Source organism: Myxococcales bacterium (assembly GCA_016703425.1).
In the GTDB taxonomy this organism is placed as follows: Bacteria; Myxococcota_A; Polyangia; order Polyangiales; family Polyangiaceae; genus JADJCA01.
Genome location: JADJCA010000030.1, coordinates 161,572 through 179,255 on the forward strand (window position 1 = coordinate 161,572; position 17,684 = coordinate 179,255).

Annotated in this window: 15 protein-coding genes; 5 read left to right on the plus strand and 10 right to left on the minus strand. The window is 68.4% G+C overall.

Features of this window, described 5'->3' with window-relative positions:
• Window positions 1-60 precede the first annotated feature (60 nt).
• Both IPG50_37295 and IPG50_37300 read left to right on the plus strand, forming a co-directional pair.
• Window positions 61-1,932, plus strand: coding sequence for a hypothetical protein (locus tag IPG50_37295; GenBank protein ID MBK6697802.1), 1,872 nt, complete (start codon window positions 61-63; stop codon window positions 1,930-1,932).
• A gap of 71 nt (window positions 1,933-2,003) precedes the next feature.
• Window positions 2,004-2,198 carry a hypothetical protein gene (locus IPG50_37300; protein MBK6697803.1) on the plus strand — a complete coding sequence of 65 codons (195 nt, stop codon included), beginning with the start codon at window positions 2,004-2,006 and terminating at the stop codon, window positions 2,196-2,198.
• Window positions 2,199-2,369: 171 nt separating this feature from the next.
• Here the strand turns inward: IPG50_37300 and IPG50_37305 are convergent, their stop codons facing one another.
• The 4 genes from IPG50_37305 to IPG50_37320 all read right to left on the minus strand — a co-directional run bounded on the left by IPG50_37305 (window position 2,370) and on the right by IPG50_37320 (window position 5,525).
• Window positions 2,370-2,684, minus strand: coding sequence for a hypothetical protein (locus IPG50_37305; protein MBK6697804.1), 315 nt, complete (start codon window positions 2,682-2,684; stop codon window positions 2,370-2,372).
• A gap of 62 nt (window positions 2,685-2,746) precedes the next feature.
• Window positions 2,747-3,391 (minus strand): hemerythrin domain-containing protein, encoded by a 645-nt coding sequence (locus IPG50_37310; GenBank protein ID MBK6697805.1) that lies wholly within the window; start codon window positions 3,389-3,391, stop codon window positions 2,747-2,749.
• Between the two features lie 323 nt (window positions 3,392-3,714).
• Complete coding sequence (locus tag IPG50_37315) at window positions 3,715-4,476, minus strand: crotonase/enoyl-CoA hydratase family protein (GenBank protein MBK6697806.1); 762 nt, start codon at window positions 4,474-4,476, stop codon at window positions 3,715-3,717.
• Window positions 4,473-5,525 carry an NAD-dependent epimerase/dehydratase family protein gene (locus IPG50_37320; protein ID MBK6697807.1) on the minus strand — a complete coding sequence of 351 codons (1,053 nt, stop codon included), beginning with the start codon at window positions 5,523-5,525 and terminating at the stop codon, window positions 4,473-4,475. The genes IPG50_37315 and IPG50_37320 overlap by 4 nt, the downstream gene beginning before the upstream one ends.
• Window positions 5,526-5,578: 53 nt before the next feature.
• Between IPG50_37320 and kbl the strand changes: the two genes are divergently transcribed.
• On the plus strand, window positions 5,579-6,778 hold the full coding sequence (gene kbl, locus IPG50_37325) for a glycine C-acetyltransferase (protein MBK6697808.1): 1,200 nt from the start codon (window positions 5,579-5,581) through the stop codon (window positions 6,776-6,778).
• Window positions 6,779-6,782: 4 nt separating this feature from the next.
• Here kbl and IPG50_37330 read toward each other — a convergent pair whose 3' ends face one another.
• The 3 genes from IPG50_37330 to IPG50_37340 form a co-directional block, all read right to left on the minus strand.
• Window positions 6,783-9,242, minus strand: a complete 2,460-nt coding sequence (locus tag IPG50_37330) for a hypothetical protein (GenBank protein MBK6697809.1) — start codon at window positions 9,240-9,242, stop codon at window positions 6,783-6,785.
• A 462-nt stretch (window positions 9,243-9,704) separates the two neighbouring features.
• A complete protein-coding gene (locus tag IPG50_37335; protein MBK6697810.1) occupies window positions 9,705-11,237 on the minus strand; it encodes a hypothetical protein in 1,533 nt (510 codons plus the stop codon).
• Window positions 11,238-11,405: 168 nt separating this feature from the next.
• Window positions 11,406-12,671, minus strand: a complete 1,266-nt coding sequence (locus IPG50_37340) for a HEAT repeat domain-containing protein (GenBank protein MBK6697811.1) — start codon at window positions 12,669-12,671, stop codon at window positions 11,406-11,408.
• A 110-nt stretch (window positions 12,672-12,781) separates the two neighbouring features.
• On the opposite strand from IPG50_37340, the gene IPG50_37345 reads away from it, so the two are divergent.
• Complete coding sequence (locus IPG50_37345; GenBank protein ID MBK6697812.1) at window positions 12,782-13,948, plus strand: trypsin-like peptidase domain-containing protein; 1,167 nt, start codon at window positions 12,782-12,784, stop codon at window positions 13,946-13,948.
• Between the two features lie 6 nt (window positions 13,949-13,954).
• On the opposite strand, the gene manA is transcribed toward IPG50_37345, so the two are convergent.
• Both manA and IPG50_37355 read right to left on the minus strand, forming a co-directional pair.
• Entirely contained in the window at window positions 13,955-15,130 is a 1,176-nt protein-coding gene (gene manA / locus IPG50_37350; protein ID MBK6697813.1) for a mannose-6-phosphate isomerase, class I, read from the minus strand.
• 25 nt (window positions 15,131-15,155) lie between these two features.
• Complete coding sequence (locus tag IPG50_37355; GenBank protein ID MBK6697814.1) at window positions 15,156-16,469, minus strand: NAD(P)-binding protein; 1,314 nt, start codon at window positions 16,467-16,469, stop codon at window positions 15,156-15,158.
• Window positions 16,470-16,679: 210 nt separating this feature from the next.
• On the opposite strand from IPG50_37355, the gene IPG50_37360 reads away from it, so the two are divergent.
• Window positions 16,680-17,057, plus strand: a complete 378-nt coding sequence (locus IPG50_37360; GenBank protein ID MBK6697815.1) for a CBS domain-containing protein — start codon at window positions 16,680-16,682, stop codon at window positions 17,055-17,057.
• Window positions 17,058-17,074: 17 nt separating this feature from the next.
• On the opposite strand, the gene IPG50_37365 is transcribed toward IPG50_37360, so the two are convergent.
• Window positions 17,075-17,665 carry a class I SAM-dependent methyltransferase gene (locus IPG50_37365; protein ID MBK6697816.1) on the minus strand — a complete coding sequence of 197 codons (591 nt, stop codon included), beginning with the start codon at window positions 17,663-17,665 and terminating at the stop codon, window positions 17,075-17,077.
• Between the last annotated feature and the right edge of the window lie 19 nt (window positions 17,666-17,684).

A 17,684-nucleotide genomic window follows, 5' to 3' on the forward strand; every position in this document is an offset into this window, starting at 1 on the left:
CCGCGACGCTCTTCTCGTTTTGCAAAAGCGAGAGGCAAATCGCGAACGCCGCCGCGGGCTGTGGCGACGCGGCATCGACCGGCACCGGACCTCGCGATACCGGGGCGCGCTTTCGTCCTGTTCGTCCTGAAATGGTGCAGCGTTGCCTTCGCGACCAGCTACGCCCTCTACCTCGTTGCGCTGAATCTCGCCTTCGGCCTCGTTCATCAGGTCGGATTGCCGGAGGCCGTTGTCGTGAGCTACCGCTCAGCCCGGTCCTTTTGGCCCGGACAGGTCCGCGCCAACGACCTTCGTCTTGTCGGCACCGACAGTCACGTCGAGTGGCAGCTCGACATTGAGCGCGTTAGCTTTCGCTGGTCCCCGACGGCGCTCCTTCAGCGACGCTTTCACGCCTGGCAAGTGGAGGCGACCGGCGTGACCATGCGGATGCGGATGAAGCTCGACGCCGCCTTCGCCACGCCAGCGGTCCTCGCGCTCCTCCCGCCCATCGAGGGCATCGCCTCGGCGCCCATCAAGCCGGCCGTCCCCTCGGCGCCGATCCCCGATGACGAATACGATCTGTGGTCGGTCCGACTCGACGACGTCGACGCCCATGAGGTCCGCGAGGTTTGGCTCGACGCGTATCGCTTCACCGGCCAGGCGCACCTCATGGGCGGCTTCTCGCTCCGCCCGGTCCGTCTCGCCCACGTCGGGCCGGCGACCATCGAGGTGAAGCGGGGTGAGCTTCGCGTGGGGCGCGAGTTGGCGTTCGAGGGGCTCTCGGGCCGTGTGGATGGCCTCGTCGCGCCGTTCGACCCGCGCGAGGTTCATGGCGCCGAGGCCCTTCGGCTCGTCTCGGCGTCGTCCTGGCTGCGGGGCCGCGTTTCGAGCGTGCGCTTCGTTAACCACTTCGTTGACGGCCGACACTTCGACGGCGGCGCCGGCGACGGGGTGCTCGAAGCCTACGTGCAGAGCGGTGTCGTGGCGGAGCCGAGTCACGCGGAGCTCCGCCTCGTGCGTGCACGGCTCGCGGCCGGGGAGCAACGCGCGATCGGGTCCGTCGTCGCGGCGGTGGACGTCGAGCGCGAGCGTCTCCAGCTCAGGGCCGCCGTCGCCGACGCCGAGGTCACGACGACGAGAGGGACCGACGCGCAGGCGATCCTGATGCTTGCTCCCGTGCTCACCTTCACCGCAGCGTCGAACGAGCTGGATCTCGTTCGGCCCTTCGGTGACGCCTGGGGAACGGCCGACGTTCCGGGTGTGGACATTCCGGACCTCAGTGCGTGGCGCCCGCACGTGGACGAGAGCGGCCTCCTTCTCCTCGGCGGAAGCGTTCACGGGCGGGGGTCGTTTCGTGGGTCGTGGCCCAAGCGGAGCGGTGACGGGGCTCTCTCTCTCGAGGCCGAGCGGTTGACCGTGGGCGTGGCGACGCTCCGTGCGCGTGGCCGCGCCCGCGTCACGCTCGCTCTCGAGAAGCTCGACCTCGGAGCGCAGAACGCCGATCTATCCGGCTCCGAGGTCGAATTGCGCGAGGTCATTCTGTCGACTGACCCCAAGGCGGCTCCGTGGTGGGGTTCGGTCAAGCTCGGCGCCGCCCGACTCTCGTGGGTGCACCCAGAGCGCCTCCAGGCCGCGTTTGCCTTGCGAGCCAAGGACGGTCGGCCCGTCCTTCGCGAGCTGATGCCAGGCGTGCTCGCCGACCTCATCGGTCTAGACGGCCTGAGTGGTCGCGGAACGTTGGCTGCTGGCCCGTCCTTCGTCGACGTGACCGGAGCCCACGTTCAGGGCGGGGGCTGGCAGGTCGAGGGTCGGTTCCGCCAGCATGGCCGCTCGCGTCATGCGCTGGCGCTGGCCACCTCGCGTTTCATGAACGTCGGCTTGCGACTTGATGACGAGGCGAGCTCCGTGAAGCTGTTCGTCGGTGACGACTGGCTGCGTCGAATGGACCGTTGAGATGGGCGAGGCGGCCTCAGGCCCCGCGCTTGCACGCCTGAGTCCGAGTACGTACCTAGAGGAGGATCCCCATGAAGTTCTGGACGCTCGCATCGCTCACGCTTTCACTCTCCGCCATGACCCAGCTCGGCTGCGTTCGCGACGACAACCGGTTTCCCGTCGGACGGGCCGAGACGACGAGCGGAATCGTCTGCCCTTCTGGGCAGGAGCCGAGTCGGAACGGTCAGGATTGCGTGGACGTCACTCCCATGACCGAGTTCCCCTGAGCTCGAACATCCGGCGCGGCGGCTGCTACAGGGCGCCGCTGCGCCAGCATCGCTGCCGCTAAGGAAAGGGAAAGGGGGCGGCGCGCCCGGTGCCGGAAAAAGAGAAGGGCGCGCAGCAGAGAGCATGCGCGCCCGAGTCGAGCGAGAGGGCGAGAGGCGGGCGGAGGCGGCTCAGGGCCCCTTCGCTGCGTCTCTCGTCTTGTGGACCACCTTGCTGACGAGCTGCTTCGCGCGGTGCGCGACCTTCTGCACCACCTCTTCGGCTGAGTGCAGGACCTTCGTCGTCGCCTCGCTCACGGCGTGCGTCGCCTCCTCCGCCGTCTCCGCGATCCCGTGCTCCGCTCTCTCGGCGGCCAGTTCCAGGTCCGCGGCCGTGACGTTGGCCCTCTCGCCGACGCGTTCTTTTGCGCGCTTCGCTTTGGCGACGAGCCCCTTGGCCGAAGCGGCCGCGTCATCAATTTTGGAGTTCATGTTCTTTGTTCCCATGGTGTTCACCTTCCTGTTCGTGCAGTTCTGAGCGGGCGATGACCCGCACTACCGATCGAGGCTCATCTCGACGTCGATGGCGACGCTCGGGAGCGCGGTGGCGATCGGTAGGCCACCTCGTCCTCGCGCGCCGTGTGGGCGCGGAGGGCGTCCATGAGACCGTCCATGGCGCTGGCGCCCACGACCTGCGACGCCACGTCGAGCTTGAGCTCGCGAAGGAGCGCCCGCAGCTGCGCGTGTTCGCGCACCAGCACGCGCACCTCGTCGGGGATGGTTCGCGCAAGCTCAGGGAACAAGTCCTCCTCCTCCGTCGCGAAGTGCGCGAGGAGCCGGTGCTCGAAGGTCATCCAATGCTTGAAGACGTCGGGCCACAGTTCTTCGTCGACGCTCTGGCGTAGCCACGTGAAGTTTTGCTCGAGGCGTAGGTGATCACGTCGCAAGAGCCATCCAGGTCCCGACGCTCCCGACGGGCGTGAGAGACGCGACGAGGCCACTTCGCTGGCCCCCATGTCGCCACCGCTGACGCCGATGGTCGCGTCGAGGGCGCGTGTTCGCGCCGAGACGCGCGCTTCGCCGTCTTCGAGCACCTTTCCTGCGAGCAGCCCCGCGAGACCGCCGAGCGTGCCGCCGGCGAGCGCGCCGGTCGGTCCCGCACCGAGCGCGCCCATGGCCGCGCCCGTGGCGGTGCCGAGCAGGCTAACGGTCATGGGCAAGGCGTGACGCGACGCAAAACCGGGAATCAGCGCTGTCGTTCGCATAGGTTCTGTCCGCCGCGAGGCGCGGCTTCCTGCTCGAGCGCGGGACGACCCCGCGCTCTCACGTTCGCTCCAGCAAGGGGCCGGCCAACGGACGCGCCGCTTTCGTCGGCGCGTTCGTCGCCCGTTTGGCGACGATGCGCGGCATCGAGCGAGGCGGCACGCGAAGTCCTTCGCAAGTTGCGCGTGCGGTCACGGCAATGCGCGAAGATCCAACGCGGCGGGTCGCGCGCTGTGACGAGTCCCTCGACGGCGCCGCGGAGCGGAAGTGGCGCCTACTCGAAGCGGCCGTGTCGCCCCTCGCCGCCGGCGAAGCGCGCGGCGCCGGCGCCAGCTTCGGCGTGGAGCGCCGGCGTGCCGCCGCGCCCCTCGGCGCGAAGCGCGGCGTCGAGGTCGAGGTCCCATTGATGGATGGCGCTCATGCGATCGGCGCGCATGCAGATTGCAGGAAAACTCGCGATCTCGAGGGCCAAGGCCTCCGCGGCCTCGCGCGCCGTGCCATCGGGCACCACGCGGTTGGCGAGGCCGATGGCGAGGGCCTCGCGCGCCCCGACGGGGCGGCCGGTGAGGATCATGTCCATGGCACGGCCGTGGCCGACGACGCGCGGCAGCCGCACCGTCCCGCCGTCGATGAGCGGCACGCCCCAACGACGACAGAAGACGCCGAAGACAGCGCTCTCGGCGGCGACCCTGAGATCGCACAGCAAGGACAGTTCGAGCCCGCCAGCGACGGCGTGACCTTCCACGGCGGCGATGAGCGGCTTCGAGAAGGTGCGGCGCGTCGGGCCGAGGGGACCGGGGCCGTCGGGATCGAGGTCGTTGAGGTTGCCCTCCGAGACCGCCTTGAGGTCGGCCCCGGCGCAAAACGTGCCGCCCTCTCCGTAGAGGACGGCGACGCTCGCCCCTTCGTCGGCCTCGAACTCGTCCATCACCCGCGAGAGCGCGTGCGCGGTGGCGCGGTCGACGGCGTTCTTTCGCTCGGGCCGCGAGAGGACCACCGTGAAGACGGGCCCCTTCCGCTCGACGCGAAGGGTCACGGCTTCGGTCCCGGCCTCGCGCTCTGCGTCCCGTAACGCGAGAGCACCGAGGGCACGAGGTATTCGTCGAAGGCGCGGTCAAAGTCGTAGTTGGCCTTGAAGTCCCAGTCGCGAGCCGCCCGCGAGTCGTCGAGATCTTCCGGCCAAGAGTCGACGATCCGCGCGCGGGCGACGTCGGGCTCGTAGCTGATGTGCGCCCTCGGGAAGCTCTGCTTCACGCGCGCCGCGATCTGGCTCGCCGAAGCGCTGAAGCCGGCGATGTTGTACGCAGACTCCTTCAGGCGCTCGCGGTCGGCCTCCAGGAGCTGCATCAGCGCGTCGACGGCGTCGGGCATGATCATGAAGGGAATGCGCGCATCGGGGCCGACGAAGCATTTGTAGGCTTCGCCTCGTGCCGCCGAGTGGAGCATCTCGGGACCGAAGTCGCTGGTGCCGCCCGTCGGGACCGTCTCGGCGGAGATGAGGCCGGGGAAGCGCAGCGAGCGGAAGTCGAGGCGCGCCGCCGTCGAGAGGGCGCCCATCTGGCGGAAGAAGTTCGTGAAGTAGCGGCCCAGGTGCTCGCAGTAGAGCTTGTTGCAGCCGTACATCGTAATCGGCATGTTCCACTGCTCTTCTTGCACGCGGCCCACGCGCTTCTTCTCGTCGGTCGACGGAAGGCCGTAGACCGCGATGGAGCTCGGGAAGATGAACTTTACGGGCCGCCCGAGCCGTTGCGACTGAGCTTGCGACACGCGCAAGAGGTGGAGCGTACCTTCGACGTTGATCTGGTGCGCCAGCTCGGGATCGCGCTCGCCGCGCGTCGAGAGCAGCGCCGCCAGGTGGAAGACGACCTCGATCTCGTGGTGGGCTGCGACCTGGTCGAGGAGGTACCGATCGAGGATGTTGCCGGCGTAGGTTTCGACGCAGTAGTGGCGGTACGCCTCGGGCAACGGCGTGAGGTCGACCGTGACGACGCGGTAACGGTTGCCTTCACGGAGGCGGGGGAGGAGGGCGCGGCCAATCTCGCCATTGGCGCCGGTGACGAGAACGACGGGGGGATTGCTGCTCATGGGCGGCGGCGAGGGTAACCCCGGGCGGGCCAGTTGCGCTATACAGTCCGCCCATGTGGACGCGCGCAAAAGACATCTACCAAGCGAGCCTCGATGAAATCCGCGCCGGCGGCCTCACCAAATCGGAGCGAACGATCGTCGGGCCCCAGGGGGCCGAGATCGCCGTCGCCGACGGGGACAAGAAGAGCTCGGTCCTGAACTTCTGCGCCAACAACTACCTCGGACTGTCGTCGCATCCCGAGGTGCTAGCGGCGGCCCACCGGGCTCTCGAGACGCACGGCTACGGCATGAGCTCGGTGCGCTTCATTTGCGGGACGCAAGATCTCCACAAGCAGCTCGAGGCCGGCGTCTCGAAGTTCTTCGGCACCGACGACACGATCCTCTACAGCTCCTGCTTTGACGCCAACGGCGGCCTCTTCGAGACGCTGCTCGGGGAAGAGGACGCGATCATCTCGGACGCCCTCAACCACGCGTCGATCATCGACGGCATTCGTTTGTGCAAGGCCGAGCGTCACAGGTACCCGAACGGCGACATGGAGGCGCTCGAGGCGGCGCTTAAGGCGACACAAGGCAAGCGGCTCCGCCTCATCGCCACCGACGGCGTCTTCTCCATGGACGGCTACCTCGCGAAGCTCGACGTCGTCTGCGATCTCGCCGAGCGCTACGACGCGATGGTGATGGTCGACGACTCTCACGCGAGCGGCTTCATCGGCAAGACGGGACGCGGGACGCCGGAGCACTTCGGCGTTGCGTCGCGCGTCGACGTCATGACGTCGACCTTGGGGAAGGCGCTTGGCGGCGCCGCCGGCGGCTTTACCACGGGCAAGAAGGAGATCATCGAGCTCTTGCGCCAGCGCTCGCGGCCGTATCTCTTTTCCAATTCCATCCCGCCGGTCGTCGCTGGCGCGTCGCTCGCCGTTCTCGGCTTGCTCGGGAAGTCGACCGAGCTCCGTGATCGGGTGATGGCGAACGCGCTCCAGTTCCGCAAGGGCATGTCGGCAGCGGGCTTTGAGATCAAAGAGGGCATTCACCCCATCGTGCCGGTGATGCTCGGGGATGCCCGGCTCGCGCAGACGATGGCCGCGGAGCTGCTCGGCGAAGGCATCTACGTCATCGGGTTCTCGTTCCCCGTGGTGCCCAAGGGACAGGCGCGCATCCGCGTGCAGCTCTCGGCGGACCACACGCCGGCGCAGATCGACCGCGCCATCGCGGCGTTCGCGAGGGTCGGCAAGAAGCTCGGCGTGGTGAAGTAGGGGACTACGGGTTCGGAAAGAGCGTGCCCGTGGTCGTGCCCAAGAGTGCGGTGCCGAGAAGGTCCGCCGGAATCGGCAGCGGCTGACTGTTGATGTTCGGGTTGCCGTCGCCGTGCGGATTGCTAAGGACGACCATTAGCGTCCCGTCGGGCGCGACCAGCGTTCCAGCAACTACGTACGCGTGCCCCGGAAGCAAGCCGTAGGGCAACGGGCCCGTCTCGCCGCTCGTTTGGGTCACGACGATCTGGTTGCCGAGGCCGACGCTGAGCGCGTCTTGCGGCCCGCTCCAGGTGACGTTCGAGATGCCAAGCTGACCCATCGCGTCCCCCACGGTAATCCCGCGCATCGGCAGATCGCCGACGGCCGCCTGCATGTTGTAGACAACCGCCTTCTCAACGGCCATGGCCCTGGGGTCGCCGACACCGAAGATTTCGTCCGGATGCAGCCAGACGGTCTGCACCTGCGCCTGGCCGTCGGGGCCGACGGTGGTCACTTGCCAGAAGCCGTCGCCCAGGTCCTTCGTGATGCCCTCCAGGAAGGCGTTCCCTTCAGGCGTGGCCCCAAGCTGGCGCACGACCGAGACGATCGAGCAGTCGGGCGCTTGGCCTTGCTCGAGGGTGGCGTTGCCCTCGTTCTGCAGCTTGTAGACTTCGAGTTCGTATTGCTGCTGCGCCGTGAGGGGAGGCGCTTCGGGCGTCTGCGTCGTCGGGGCCGTAGGCGTGGGCGTTCCCACCGGATCGCTCGCTGGCGTCGGGCCCCCGTCGACGGGTGCGGGCAACGGGACCTCGGGGACGGCAGCGACGGCGGCGGGCTCGGGCGCTCCCACTTGCGCGCCCACGCCACGCGTCGTTGAGGTTGCGTCGGAGGCAGAAGGTCCTGTGGTGGGCTGCGCCGCAGGAACGAAGTAGCTGCCGCCTTCCGTTTCAACCCAGTAGCCCTGCTGAGCCGCGTCCGCGCCGACGCCCGTGGTCGGCGCTGGTTCAACACCGAGCGTGCCACTGATCGTGTCGGACGTGGCGGGCGGTGCCCCGCTGGCGCCGAGATCCTGGACGTTGCTCGCACCGCCAGCAGGCTCTGACGTGACGGGCTCCGCGTACGTTCCGCCGCCGTTGTCGACGTCGTAGACAGGGGCTGCCGGGGTGCCGAAGTCGGGCTGCCCGCCGCCTTCGGGCGCGGGGCCCACGTCTGGTCCCGCGATGGGGTTGTCCGCTCCACCCGGGTCCGCAGTCCAGAATCCGCCCGTCAAGTCGGCGCCCAAGTCTGGCGAGTCGTACCATCCTCCTTCCGTACTCGCGTCTTGCTGGGGCTCGCCCTCGCCGAAGTTCGCGCCTGGGATGCCGAAGCCTCCGGGAGCGACACCCTCCATAACGTCCGATCCGTTCGCCTCGCTGCGAGGCTCCCGCTCGGGGTTGAAAGGCTCCGGCTCGTTCGCAAGGTCTTGCGCCGCCGCGAGCGTCGCTGCCGGGTCGAACGAAAGTTGTCCCGGAGGTGGCTCGTTGTCGTCGACGGGGCTGGTCTCCGGGTCCGGTCCCCAGGTGTACGTTGAACCACCGTTGGCGTCGTACACCGGGCTGAGAAAGTCGCCGTCGTCGTTGCCGCCGCCGAGGTCCGGACCGCCGGACATCGGTGGAGCGGTGCCCGTATCGAGCACCGCAACGGGCAGCTCTTCGTGGGGGGAGTCGTCGGTAGGGAACGGACCCATCTCGCCAGCGTCTTCGCCAGCGTGCCCGAACGGGGGCTCCGCGGCGTCCGGTCGGAGCTCCGGCACCGCAATGGTCGCGGGGCCTGTTGTGCCGTCGACGGGGGTCGCGTCGGCGGGAACAAAATAGCTGCCGCCATCGCCGGAGTCGTACCAAGTGCCTAGCGGCGTAGCGTCGCCACCTCCATCGCCCGGGTCGGTGGTGGTGACGGTGGCCGCAGGGTCCGCGATGAAGGGGCCCATGGCGCTCGGGTCGTCGGTAGGCGCGGCACCGGTGTCCGTGATGACGGGGCCGACGGCGCTCGGGTCGGAGAAGCCCGCGGTGCCAGGATCCGCGATGAAGGGACCCATCGCGCCAGGGTCTGTGGTGAGGGGGCCGGAGAATGGATCGGCGGGGAACGGATTGGTCGCGAAAGGGTCCGTGGTGGAGGGACCCGTCGCGAAGGGATCAGTCGCGAAGGGATCAGTCGCGAAGGGATCCGTCGCGAAGGGATCGGTCGCGAAGGGATCGGTCGCGAAGGGATCGGTCGCAAAGGGATCGGTCGCGAAGGGATCCCAGCCCGAATCGAAGGAGTCGAAACCCCAGCCCGAGTCGAAGCCACCGAAGTCACCGAACCCACCACCCCAGTCGTCGCCGCCAGCGATGTCTGCGAGCGTTGCTTCGGCCCGAAGCTCCCGGAGCTCTGACGCGGCCGTCTTCTTCCGCTCCGAGGAGCGGTCAACGGTTGCCTGTCGTGCCTTCGAGACTCGCCTTGTCTTTGCCATCGCGGGTCAACACTGCAGCCCGCGCGCCAGCGGAACGGGCGGTGCCCATCGACCGTTGCATCGGCGCACTGTCCCTCCCAGCGGCAAGTCGGACCGACCTCCGACACGGCCCGCGCGGTGAGGACACACGGCGTTGCCGCGAACGGCGAGTCGCTGCCGCACGCGCGGTCTCCGATGAGCCGCGCCATCGCGAGCAACGTTCGCCCGCCGACGGGAAGGCGCTTGGCCGCGAAGCGACCCGCCCGCGACAGCGAGGATGCGCACCAAGGGCTCCGGCCCCCTGCAACGCATCGAGCGCCGGCTTCGCGTGGCACGCTCACCTTCGCGAGCCGGGCTGTCGCCAGCACGACTTCCGCAAATGGACCGAGGACCCCGGGACGGTGCCCCACGATGGACGACGGACCCTTGCCGCCCGGGTGCGCTCTCGCCAGCAAGTGGCCCGCCGAGTAGGCCCTGCGCTTATCAGGGGAGATCGGGCGGCGGTGGCGCCGGGATCTGGCCGATGAAGGAGTGATTGAGGTTGTCCGCCGCGGCCGCGCTGATCGGCGGGATGTTCATATTGGAGCCGCTATTGTTTTCGGACCACGTGTTGGCCGTGACCATGTTCGGCGCGCCCGTATCGGGGTTGGTCACCACGCCGAGGACGGGGTTGGCGTGCGTCGTCGTGGGCGACGTCGCGTAGTCGATGACGGCGACGAAGTTGCCGCCCGTCGCGGCCTGCAGCGCGACGGCTCCGCCGTCGACCATCTGTACGTTCTGCAAGCCGAGCTGCGTCATCACCTCGCTCGGCCACATGCCTTCGCCGGTGCCCATCCCCTCGCGAGCGCTCTGGACCATCCCGTTGGATTCGACGACGGCGGCATTCACGATCTGAAGTGTTTTGTCGCCTTGCGCGTAGAGGTTGTCGACGAAGGTCACCGGCACGTTCTGCGGTTGACCGTCGGCGCCCGTCAGCCGCACGTTGTACCGGTCGTCTCCCAGGTCGGTGACGAGGCTGTTGATATAGGCCTGCCCCTCGGGCGTGCTGTTGAGGGCGTTGACCACCGAGACGACGGCGCAGTTGCCCACGTGCAGCTGACTGATCTCGCCGGGGCTCGCGGCGTCGCGGTAGTTCTGCAGGAGATCCACAGTCTGATCGAACTGTTGCTGCGGAGTGAGCTCCGTCACCGTCACGCCAGTGACGTCGATCGGCGGGGGCTCGCCGAACTCGCCGCGCGGCGTGCTCATGCCGTCGATCAGTTCCTCGACGGAGGGGTCTGTGGTGGCTGCGGCGCCGGGGTCTGTGACGAAGGGACCCATGGCGCCAGTGTTCGTGGTGGACGCGGCGCCGGGGTCTGTGACGAAGGGGCCCATGGCGCCAGGGTCTGTGGTGGCCGCGGCGCCGGGGTCTGTGACGAAGGGGCCCATGGCGCCAGGGTCTGTGGTGGCCGCGGCGCCGGGGTTCAGGACGAAGGGGCCCATGGCGCCAGGGTCTGTGGTGGCCGCGGCGCCGGGGTCTGTGACGAAGGGGCCCATGGCGCCAGGGTCTGTGGTGGCCGCGGCGCCGGGGTCCGTGACGAAGGGACCCATGGCGCCGGGGTCTGTGGCGACCGTGGGCCACGGGTCCGTCGCAAAGGGATCGGTCGCAAAGGGATCGGTCGCAAAGGGATCGGTCGCGAAGGGATCGGTCGCGAAGGGATCGGTCGCGAAGGGATCGGTCGCGAAGGGATCGGTCGCGAAGGGATCGGTCGCGAAGGGATCGGTCGCGAAGGGATCGGTCGCGAAGGGATCAGTCGCGAAGGGATCGGTCGCGAAGGGATCGAGGCCGGTACCGAAGGAGTCGTACCCCCAGTCGAATCCGCCAAAGTCACCAAAGCCGTCGTCGCCGCCGGCGATGTCTGCCAGCGCCTCCTCGGCGTGAAGCTCTTGGAGCGCCGACGCGGACGCTGTTGCCCGCTCCGCGGCGCGGTTAGCGGTTGCGCTTGGTGCCTTCGAGACTCGCGTTGTAGTTGCCATTGCGGGTCAACACTGCAGCGCGCGCGCCAGCACCGTGGACGCTGCCGAGCGCTCCTTGCATCGGCTTGCCGTCCCTTTCTGGGGCAAGTCGGACCGACCACCGGCATCCGCTCGCGGCAAAGAGAATGTGGCGTTGCCACAAACGGCGAGCCGCTGCCCCTGCGCCCCTCAGTTGAGCCGCGTCATCGCGAGCAACGTTCGCCCGTCGACGGGCAGACCCTTGGCCACGAGGCGCGCGTGGAGTTCGGGATCGCTCGGGCCCTCGTAAATGCGGGCGAGGACGAACTGTTGATCGCGCGACAGGGTTGCGCCGGCGAGCGGTGCCGAGCCGGCCGGTCGGTCGTCGAAGACGAGCTCAAGGACGACGTCGAGGAGTGGCTTCGCAGAGCTGGGGTCGCGCGTCCCGCGGATGGCCGCGAGGAGCTTCTGCGCGAGCGCCGCGTCGCCGCGCTTCTCCAAGAGCGCGTGATTGACGTCGGCGGTCATGGGACGACCGGTCGCGTGTTCGTAGCGCTCCGCCAGCGACGCGGGCGCCACGAGCGCGCCGACCAGGACATCGAGGCGCGCCGAGGCGTCCCCCAGCGCGTCTTCGTGTCCTGGCGTGCCCAAGGCGGCGAGGATGCGCACCAAAGGATCCACGGCCCCCTGCAGCGCATCGAGCACCGGCCTCGCGTGGCGGTCGCCGATGTGGCCGAGCGCGAGGACCAGATGAGCAACGACCGCTTCGTCGCGTTGGTCCTCGAGGTGCCCCACGATGCGGAGCGCCATGTCGGATGGTCGACACGCCGACTGCGCAAGGCGTTCGAGGAGTCGCGCCGCCTCGGACCGCACCTCCGCGTCGTCGTGGCCGAGCAAGCGAAACACGCGGGGAAGGGAAGCTACGAGCGCCTCGTGGGTGCGGTGACCATACGCGGCTTCGGCGCCGACGGGATCGAAGTGCCTCATCAGCGCACCAGCCGCGCCGGTGGCCATCGCGGCGAAGCGCGCCACGGCATGCTCCGGCGGTCGCGGCGGTCCAGGTCGGGAGAGGAGCTGCGCCATGGCGCGTGACCAAACCGCCGCCGCGACCCTGGGCCCGGGCCGCGGTGCGAGCGGCGGCCGGTCCCAAGCGATGACGGCGATGCGCCGGAGCAACGCCAAGAGATCGCTCGCGTCGGGCGCGTTGGCGGCGGCGAGCCTTGCGACAAACGGAACCACGTAGCTCGTCACTTCGCAGACCGCGCCGTCGATGCCGTCGTAGAAGGGAAGGACGATGCCCCCGAGGGTCCGTAGCGCCTGGCGGCGCTCGTCGCGCGACGTGCCGCTGGCAAGCTCTGCGAGCAGCGCGGGAACGTTCGTGGCGGCGCCTCGCAGGTGCCAGAGGTGAGCCCAGTCGACACGCCCAACGTCGGAGAGGACAGACTGCGGCGTCTCGTCCGGAGCGAAGCGAGCCATGCCTCATCGTGGCACACTTGGTCGAAGCGAGCGACCGGTGAGGGCCGGCAGTGGCCTGCGATGCAAGCTCCGCTTCGAACCGCCCCGGTCGATCGAGTAACATCGGCGCCATGAGGTTCTCCGCGGGTCGGGCGCTAGGAGTCACGTGCATCGTTCTCACGCTGTCGGGGGCCGCGGCCTGTCGTCGCCGCCCGGCTCCCGCCGTAGCAGAAGCCGCGCCGCCGCTGGCTGCGCTTCCGCCTACTGCCGGCGGCCCCACGGCGCCCGTGAGCCCGTCACCGATCGCGCCCCTCTCTCCCAACGCGCGCACCGAAGACGAACGCAACACCGTCGCGATCTTTCGCGAGGCGGCGCCGTCGACGGTCTTCGTCACGCAGAAGCAACGCGTGGCGACCGATCCCTTCGGTTTCGACACCGAGGAGGTCACGGCGGGCTCCGGCAGCGGCTTCATCTGGGACGCGCAGGGGCACATCGTGACCAACTTCCACGTCGTCCAAGGCGGCCGCGGCACGTCGCTCACGGTGACCTTCTTCAACCAGCGCGAGGTGCCCGCGAAGGTCGTCGGCGTCGAGCCTCGCAAAGACATCGCGGTGCTCAAGGTGACGGCACCGGCCGACATGCTCAAGCCGCTGCGTGTGCCGCAGACGTTTGGCCTCGAGGTCGGCCAGAAGACCGTCGCCATCGGCAATCCCTTTGGCCTCGATCACACGCTCACGACGGGTGTCATCAGCGCCCTCGGGCGTCAGGTGCAAGGCATCGGCGGCGTGGCCATTCGCGACATGGTCCAGACTGACGCCGCCATCAACCCGGGCAACTCCGGCGGTCCTCTCTTGGACTCGGGCGGGCAGCTCATCGGGATGAACACGGTCATCTTCTCCAAGAGCGGCGCGTCGGCGGGCATCGGTTTCGCCGTCCCCGTCAGCACCATCGCGCGCGTCGTCCCGCAGCTCATCGCGCGAGGAAAAGCCGACTCCATTGGCCTGGGCCTCAACATCCTTCAGCGCGGCGTCGCGAACGTGCGCGGCGTCGTGGTCCTAGGCGTCCCCGCTGGGAGCCCAGCGGAGCGAGCAGGCTTTCGTCCGGCGAGGCGCCTCGCCAACGGCGACATCGACGCCGACATCATCGTCGGCATCGACGGCAAGAAGATCGACAACTACGACGATCTCTACAGCGCGCTCGACGCGCACAAGGCGGGCGACAAGGTCGACGTCGCGGTGCGCCGCGGCGAGCAGGTCGTCACGTTGAAGGCCGAAGCGATCCTTCTGAACGAGCGCTGAGCGGGCTCAAGAAAGGTCGCCGACGGTCGCGCGAAAGAGCGAGCCGCTTCCTTGTAGCGAATACGGGCCGTCGTCGTGTGCGACGAAGGCCGCGTCGCCTTGTTGCAGCGTGAGGTCTCGGCGGTTTTCGCCCACGCCTCCCGATGCCGGGGCGAGCGTCATCGTGCCGCTCTCGGCGAGCAGGATCTCGGGCCCACGGGGCTCTCGGCGCAAGGTGCCATCGACGGTCAGGCGCGAGAGGTGAAAGTCCGCCGCCGGCGTCGACCAAGCGACCTCGCTGTCGCCGCTCACCGTCGCACGAAGCGGCAAGACCTTCGCCGCGTCGAAGTCCACGACCCGAAGCAGCTCATCGACGTCAACGTGTTTTGGCGTCAAGCCGCCGCGAAGCACGTTGTCAGAGCTCGCCATGATCTCGACACCGAAGCCGCGGAGGTAGGCGTGGAGGTTTCCCGCGGGCAGGTAGAGTCCTTCGCCGGCTTCGAGCGCCACGTAGTTGAGGAGCAACGCTGTGATGCAGCCGGCGTCCGCCGGGTAAAGGCGTGAAAGCTCGAGCGTCCACTCCAGCGTGCGTTGAAAGGCGCTCCCCGCGGCGATGGCGCGCTCCGCAGCAGCACGCGCCTCCGCGACCAGCGACGCCGCTCCCTCTTGCCGAAGCAGCCGCTCGAAGACGGCCTTGTTGCCCGATGTCCGGAGGTCACGGGCGAGCGCGACGAGGCCGAGCTCATCGAACAGCGCCGCACTTTCCTCGGCGTCACGGAAGCCGCACAGAGCCTCGAAGGGACCGAGCGCGACGAGGAGCTCCGGCTTGTGGTTCGCGTCCTTGTAGTTGCGGGTGGCCAGCGGGACCTGACGAGCTTCCTCGTCGGCGAAGCCGCGCTCCGCCTGAGCCTTGCTCGGGTGCGCCTGGATGGAGAGGGGCGTGTCAGCCGCCAGCAGCTTGAGGAGGAACGGCAGCTCTCCAAAGCGCGCCGCGACGGCCGGGCCGAGCGTCGGCGTTGGCGCTTCGGCGATGACGTCGCGCAGCGAGCGCCCCGTGGGGCCCAATCGCGATGGCGCTGCCGGGTGCGCGCCGAGCCACAGTTCGGCCTCTGGCCTTCCCGAGGGCGCGCTCCCCAAGAAGGTCGCGATGGCGCCCAACTGTCCCCACGCGTAGGCCTGAATCGAGCCTTCGAGTCGATTCATCGGCCCGGCCTCCTCTGCGCGTTCGTCACGCGAGCTCGCCCAAGACCTTGGCGAGGGCGCGCGTCTCGACGATGTTGTCCTCGATGGAGCAATACGTCCAACCGCCATAGCGGCCGACGGGGTAAACGCCGCCGGCCGCGAAGATCTGGCCCAGCCGCGCGGTCTCCTTCATCGAAGCGGCAGTGATGTGGACGTAGGCCGGATCCATCAGCACGTGGTGCTCGGCGACGACCTCGTGGTCGTCGATGAGCCGCTCCCGCTTGAGTCCGGCCAGGACTTCGGCGCGCGCGCCGGCGACATCCACGGGGCCGTCTTTGGGACAACCGATCTCGACGTAGAGGCTCATGCGCTCGGTGTCGAAGATGTTGTCGTAGAAACCAACCCGATAGAAGGCGAGGGACTTGTCGGGGAAGTACATCCAGTGGACGTCCTTGGGCCCCTTCTTGTTGAAGCCCAAGTTGAAGACGAGCACGCGGTTGTACGTGAAGGCGCTTCGATCGAAGGCCACGCTCGTCATGGCGGCCAGCCGGTCGAGGGGCGCCGAGCTGACGAGCGTTCGGTAGCGGAGCTCGCGCTTGGTCGTTCGGGCGACGCGGTGCCTGAGGTCGATGGCCACGAGGGCTTCGCCATAGGCGAGCGCCGTCTCGGGCACGTCCGACAAGATGGCCCTTACGTATTCGATGGCGCCACCGCGCGGGTAGGTGAAGGTCGAGTTGTAGCTGGCGTTGTCCGACGCCTTCATGTTGCGGACGATGTCCGCGATGTCCGCGTGCGGGAAGAATCGACCCATGGCGTCGACGTCGAGGGTCGCAAGGTCGCAGGCGTAGAGCTTCTCGTTGTAGGGAATCAGGAAGCGCTCGGCGATGCCGCGGCCGTAGCGGCGGTAGAGCATGTCCTTGAAGCTTGCGGCGGATGCCGTTCGCGAGCCCGGGGCCGCGGCGGCCGCGCCCTCGTCACGAAAGTAGAGGTCGTGGAGGCACGCGATGAAGTCCTGCCGCGGCAGTTGGTGGATGTTCTTCTGGAAGGGGAAGTCGACGTCGTGGTCCTGAAACCGCACGAGCGACTTCTTCTGGACCGTCCGAATTTCTTGCCCCGGCATCCGCTCACGGAGCCACGCCTCGATCTCGGGGTGTTTGAAGTGGAAGAAGTGCCCCGAGTAGTCCCAGACGAACCCGTCTTTGACCACGGTCTTGCAGTAGCCGCCGGGCTCCCTGTCGGCCTCGACGACGAGGAGTGACGGCTCCGCCTTCCCGCGGCGTTGGGCTTCTTGGCGGATGGCGCTGGCGAAGCTCAGACCGCTGATGCCGGCGCCAATCACGAGGTGGTCTACGGTTTCCATGGTGCCTTTCCCGACGCTCAGGGGTGACGGAGGATACCCGCCGCAGGCCTTGCGCGCCTATGCGAATGCTCTGCAGGGAAAGGAGCACCGCTCGGCGAGGCGTCGCGCGTTCCAACGAAAATCTCGCACCTCCAGCGCGGATCGGCGCGGGTATGGCTCGTGCTTCAGCGCCGCCACATGAGCAAGCCCATCCCGCCGATCTCCAAGTACATGACGACCTCGCCCCATACCGTCGGGCTCGAGCAGACGATGGCTCAGGCGCACAAGATGATGCGCGAGCATCGCATTCGCCATCTGCCGGTGCTGCACGGGGGCAAGCTCGCGGGCATCCTCTCCGATGGCGACCTTCACCTCATCGAGACCCTGCGCGACGTCGACCCCGACAAAGTGCTCGTGGAGGACGCCATGACGCAGACGCCGTACTTTGTCTCGCCGGAGACTCCCCTTGATGAGGTCGTCGCCGAGATGGCGGAGCACAAGTACGGCTGCGCCGTGATCATGCAGAACCAGTCGGTGGTCGGCATCTTCACCACCGTCGACGCCTGTCGGGCCTTCGCGGAAATGCTCCACACGCGGCTCGCTAAGTAGCGAGACGTAGCCTGGCGCTACGACGGCAAGGCGATGGGGGCGCCGATGAAGACGATGCGCGCGAGGTGCGCGTGCGCCCCACCGTCGCGTGTCTCGTAGCGTGCCGGCTCAACGGATTCGACGAAAAAAGGCCGCGTGAAGGTGGCGCGGAGTTCGGCCTCCGTGACCCGGCGCGGCCCGCCCCACTCGGGCTCCAGCTCGCTGAAGCACAAGAGGTAGAGCGTTGCGCCGGTGGCCATGACTTCGGCCAGTTCGTTCGCGTAGTCGGCGCGCGCGTCGTTGCTGAGCGTATGAAAGAACCCGCTGTCGATGACGGCGTCGAAGGTTCCGCCGAGGCTGCTGACGTTGAGCGCGTCGTGCACCGCAAACTGAGCCGAGAGGCCGCGCGCCGCGCCCTTGCGCATCGCTGCGGCGATGGCCGCGCGGGCCGCGTCGACACCGACCACGGAGCAACCTCGCGACGCCAAGAGCAGCGTGTTTTCGCCGGTGCCGCAGCCGACGTCGAGGACGCGCCCGCGAATCGCCGAGGCGACTGACGCAATGGCGCCCTGCGGGCGATCGATCTCCCAGGGCGGCGTGCCTTCGTACATCCGATCGAAAGGGTTCATGAGGCGGCCATTGTGCCAC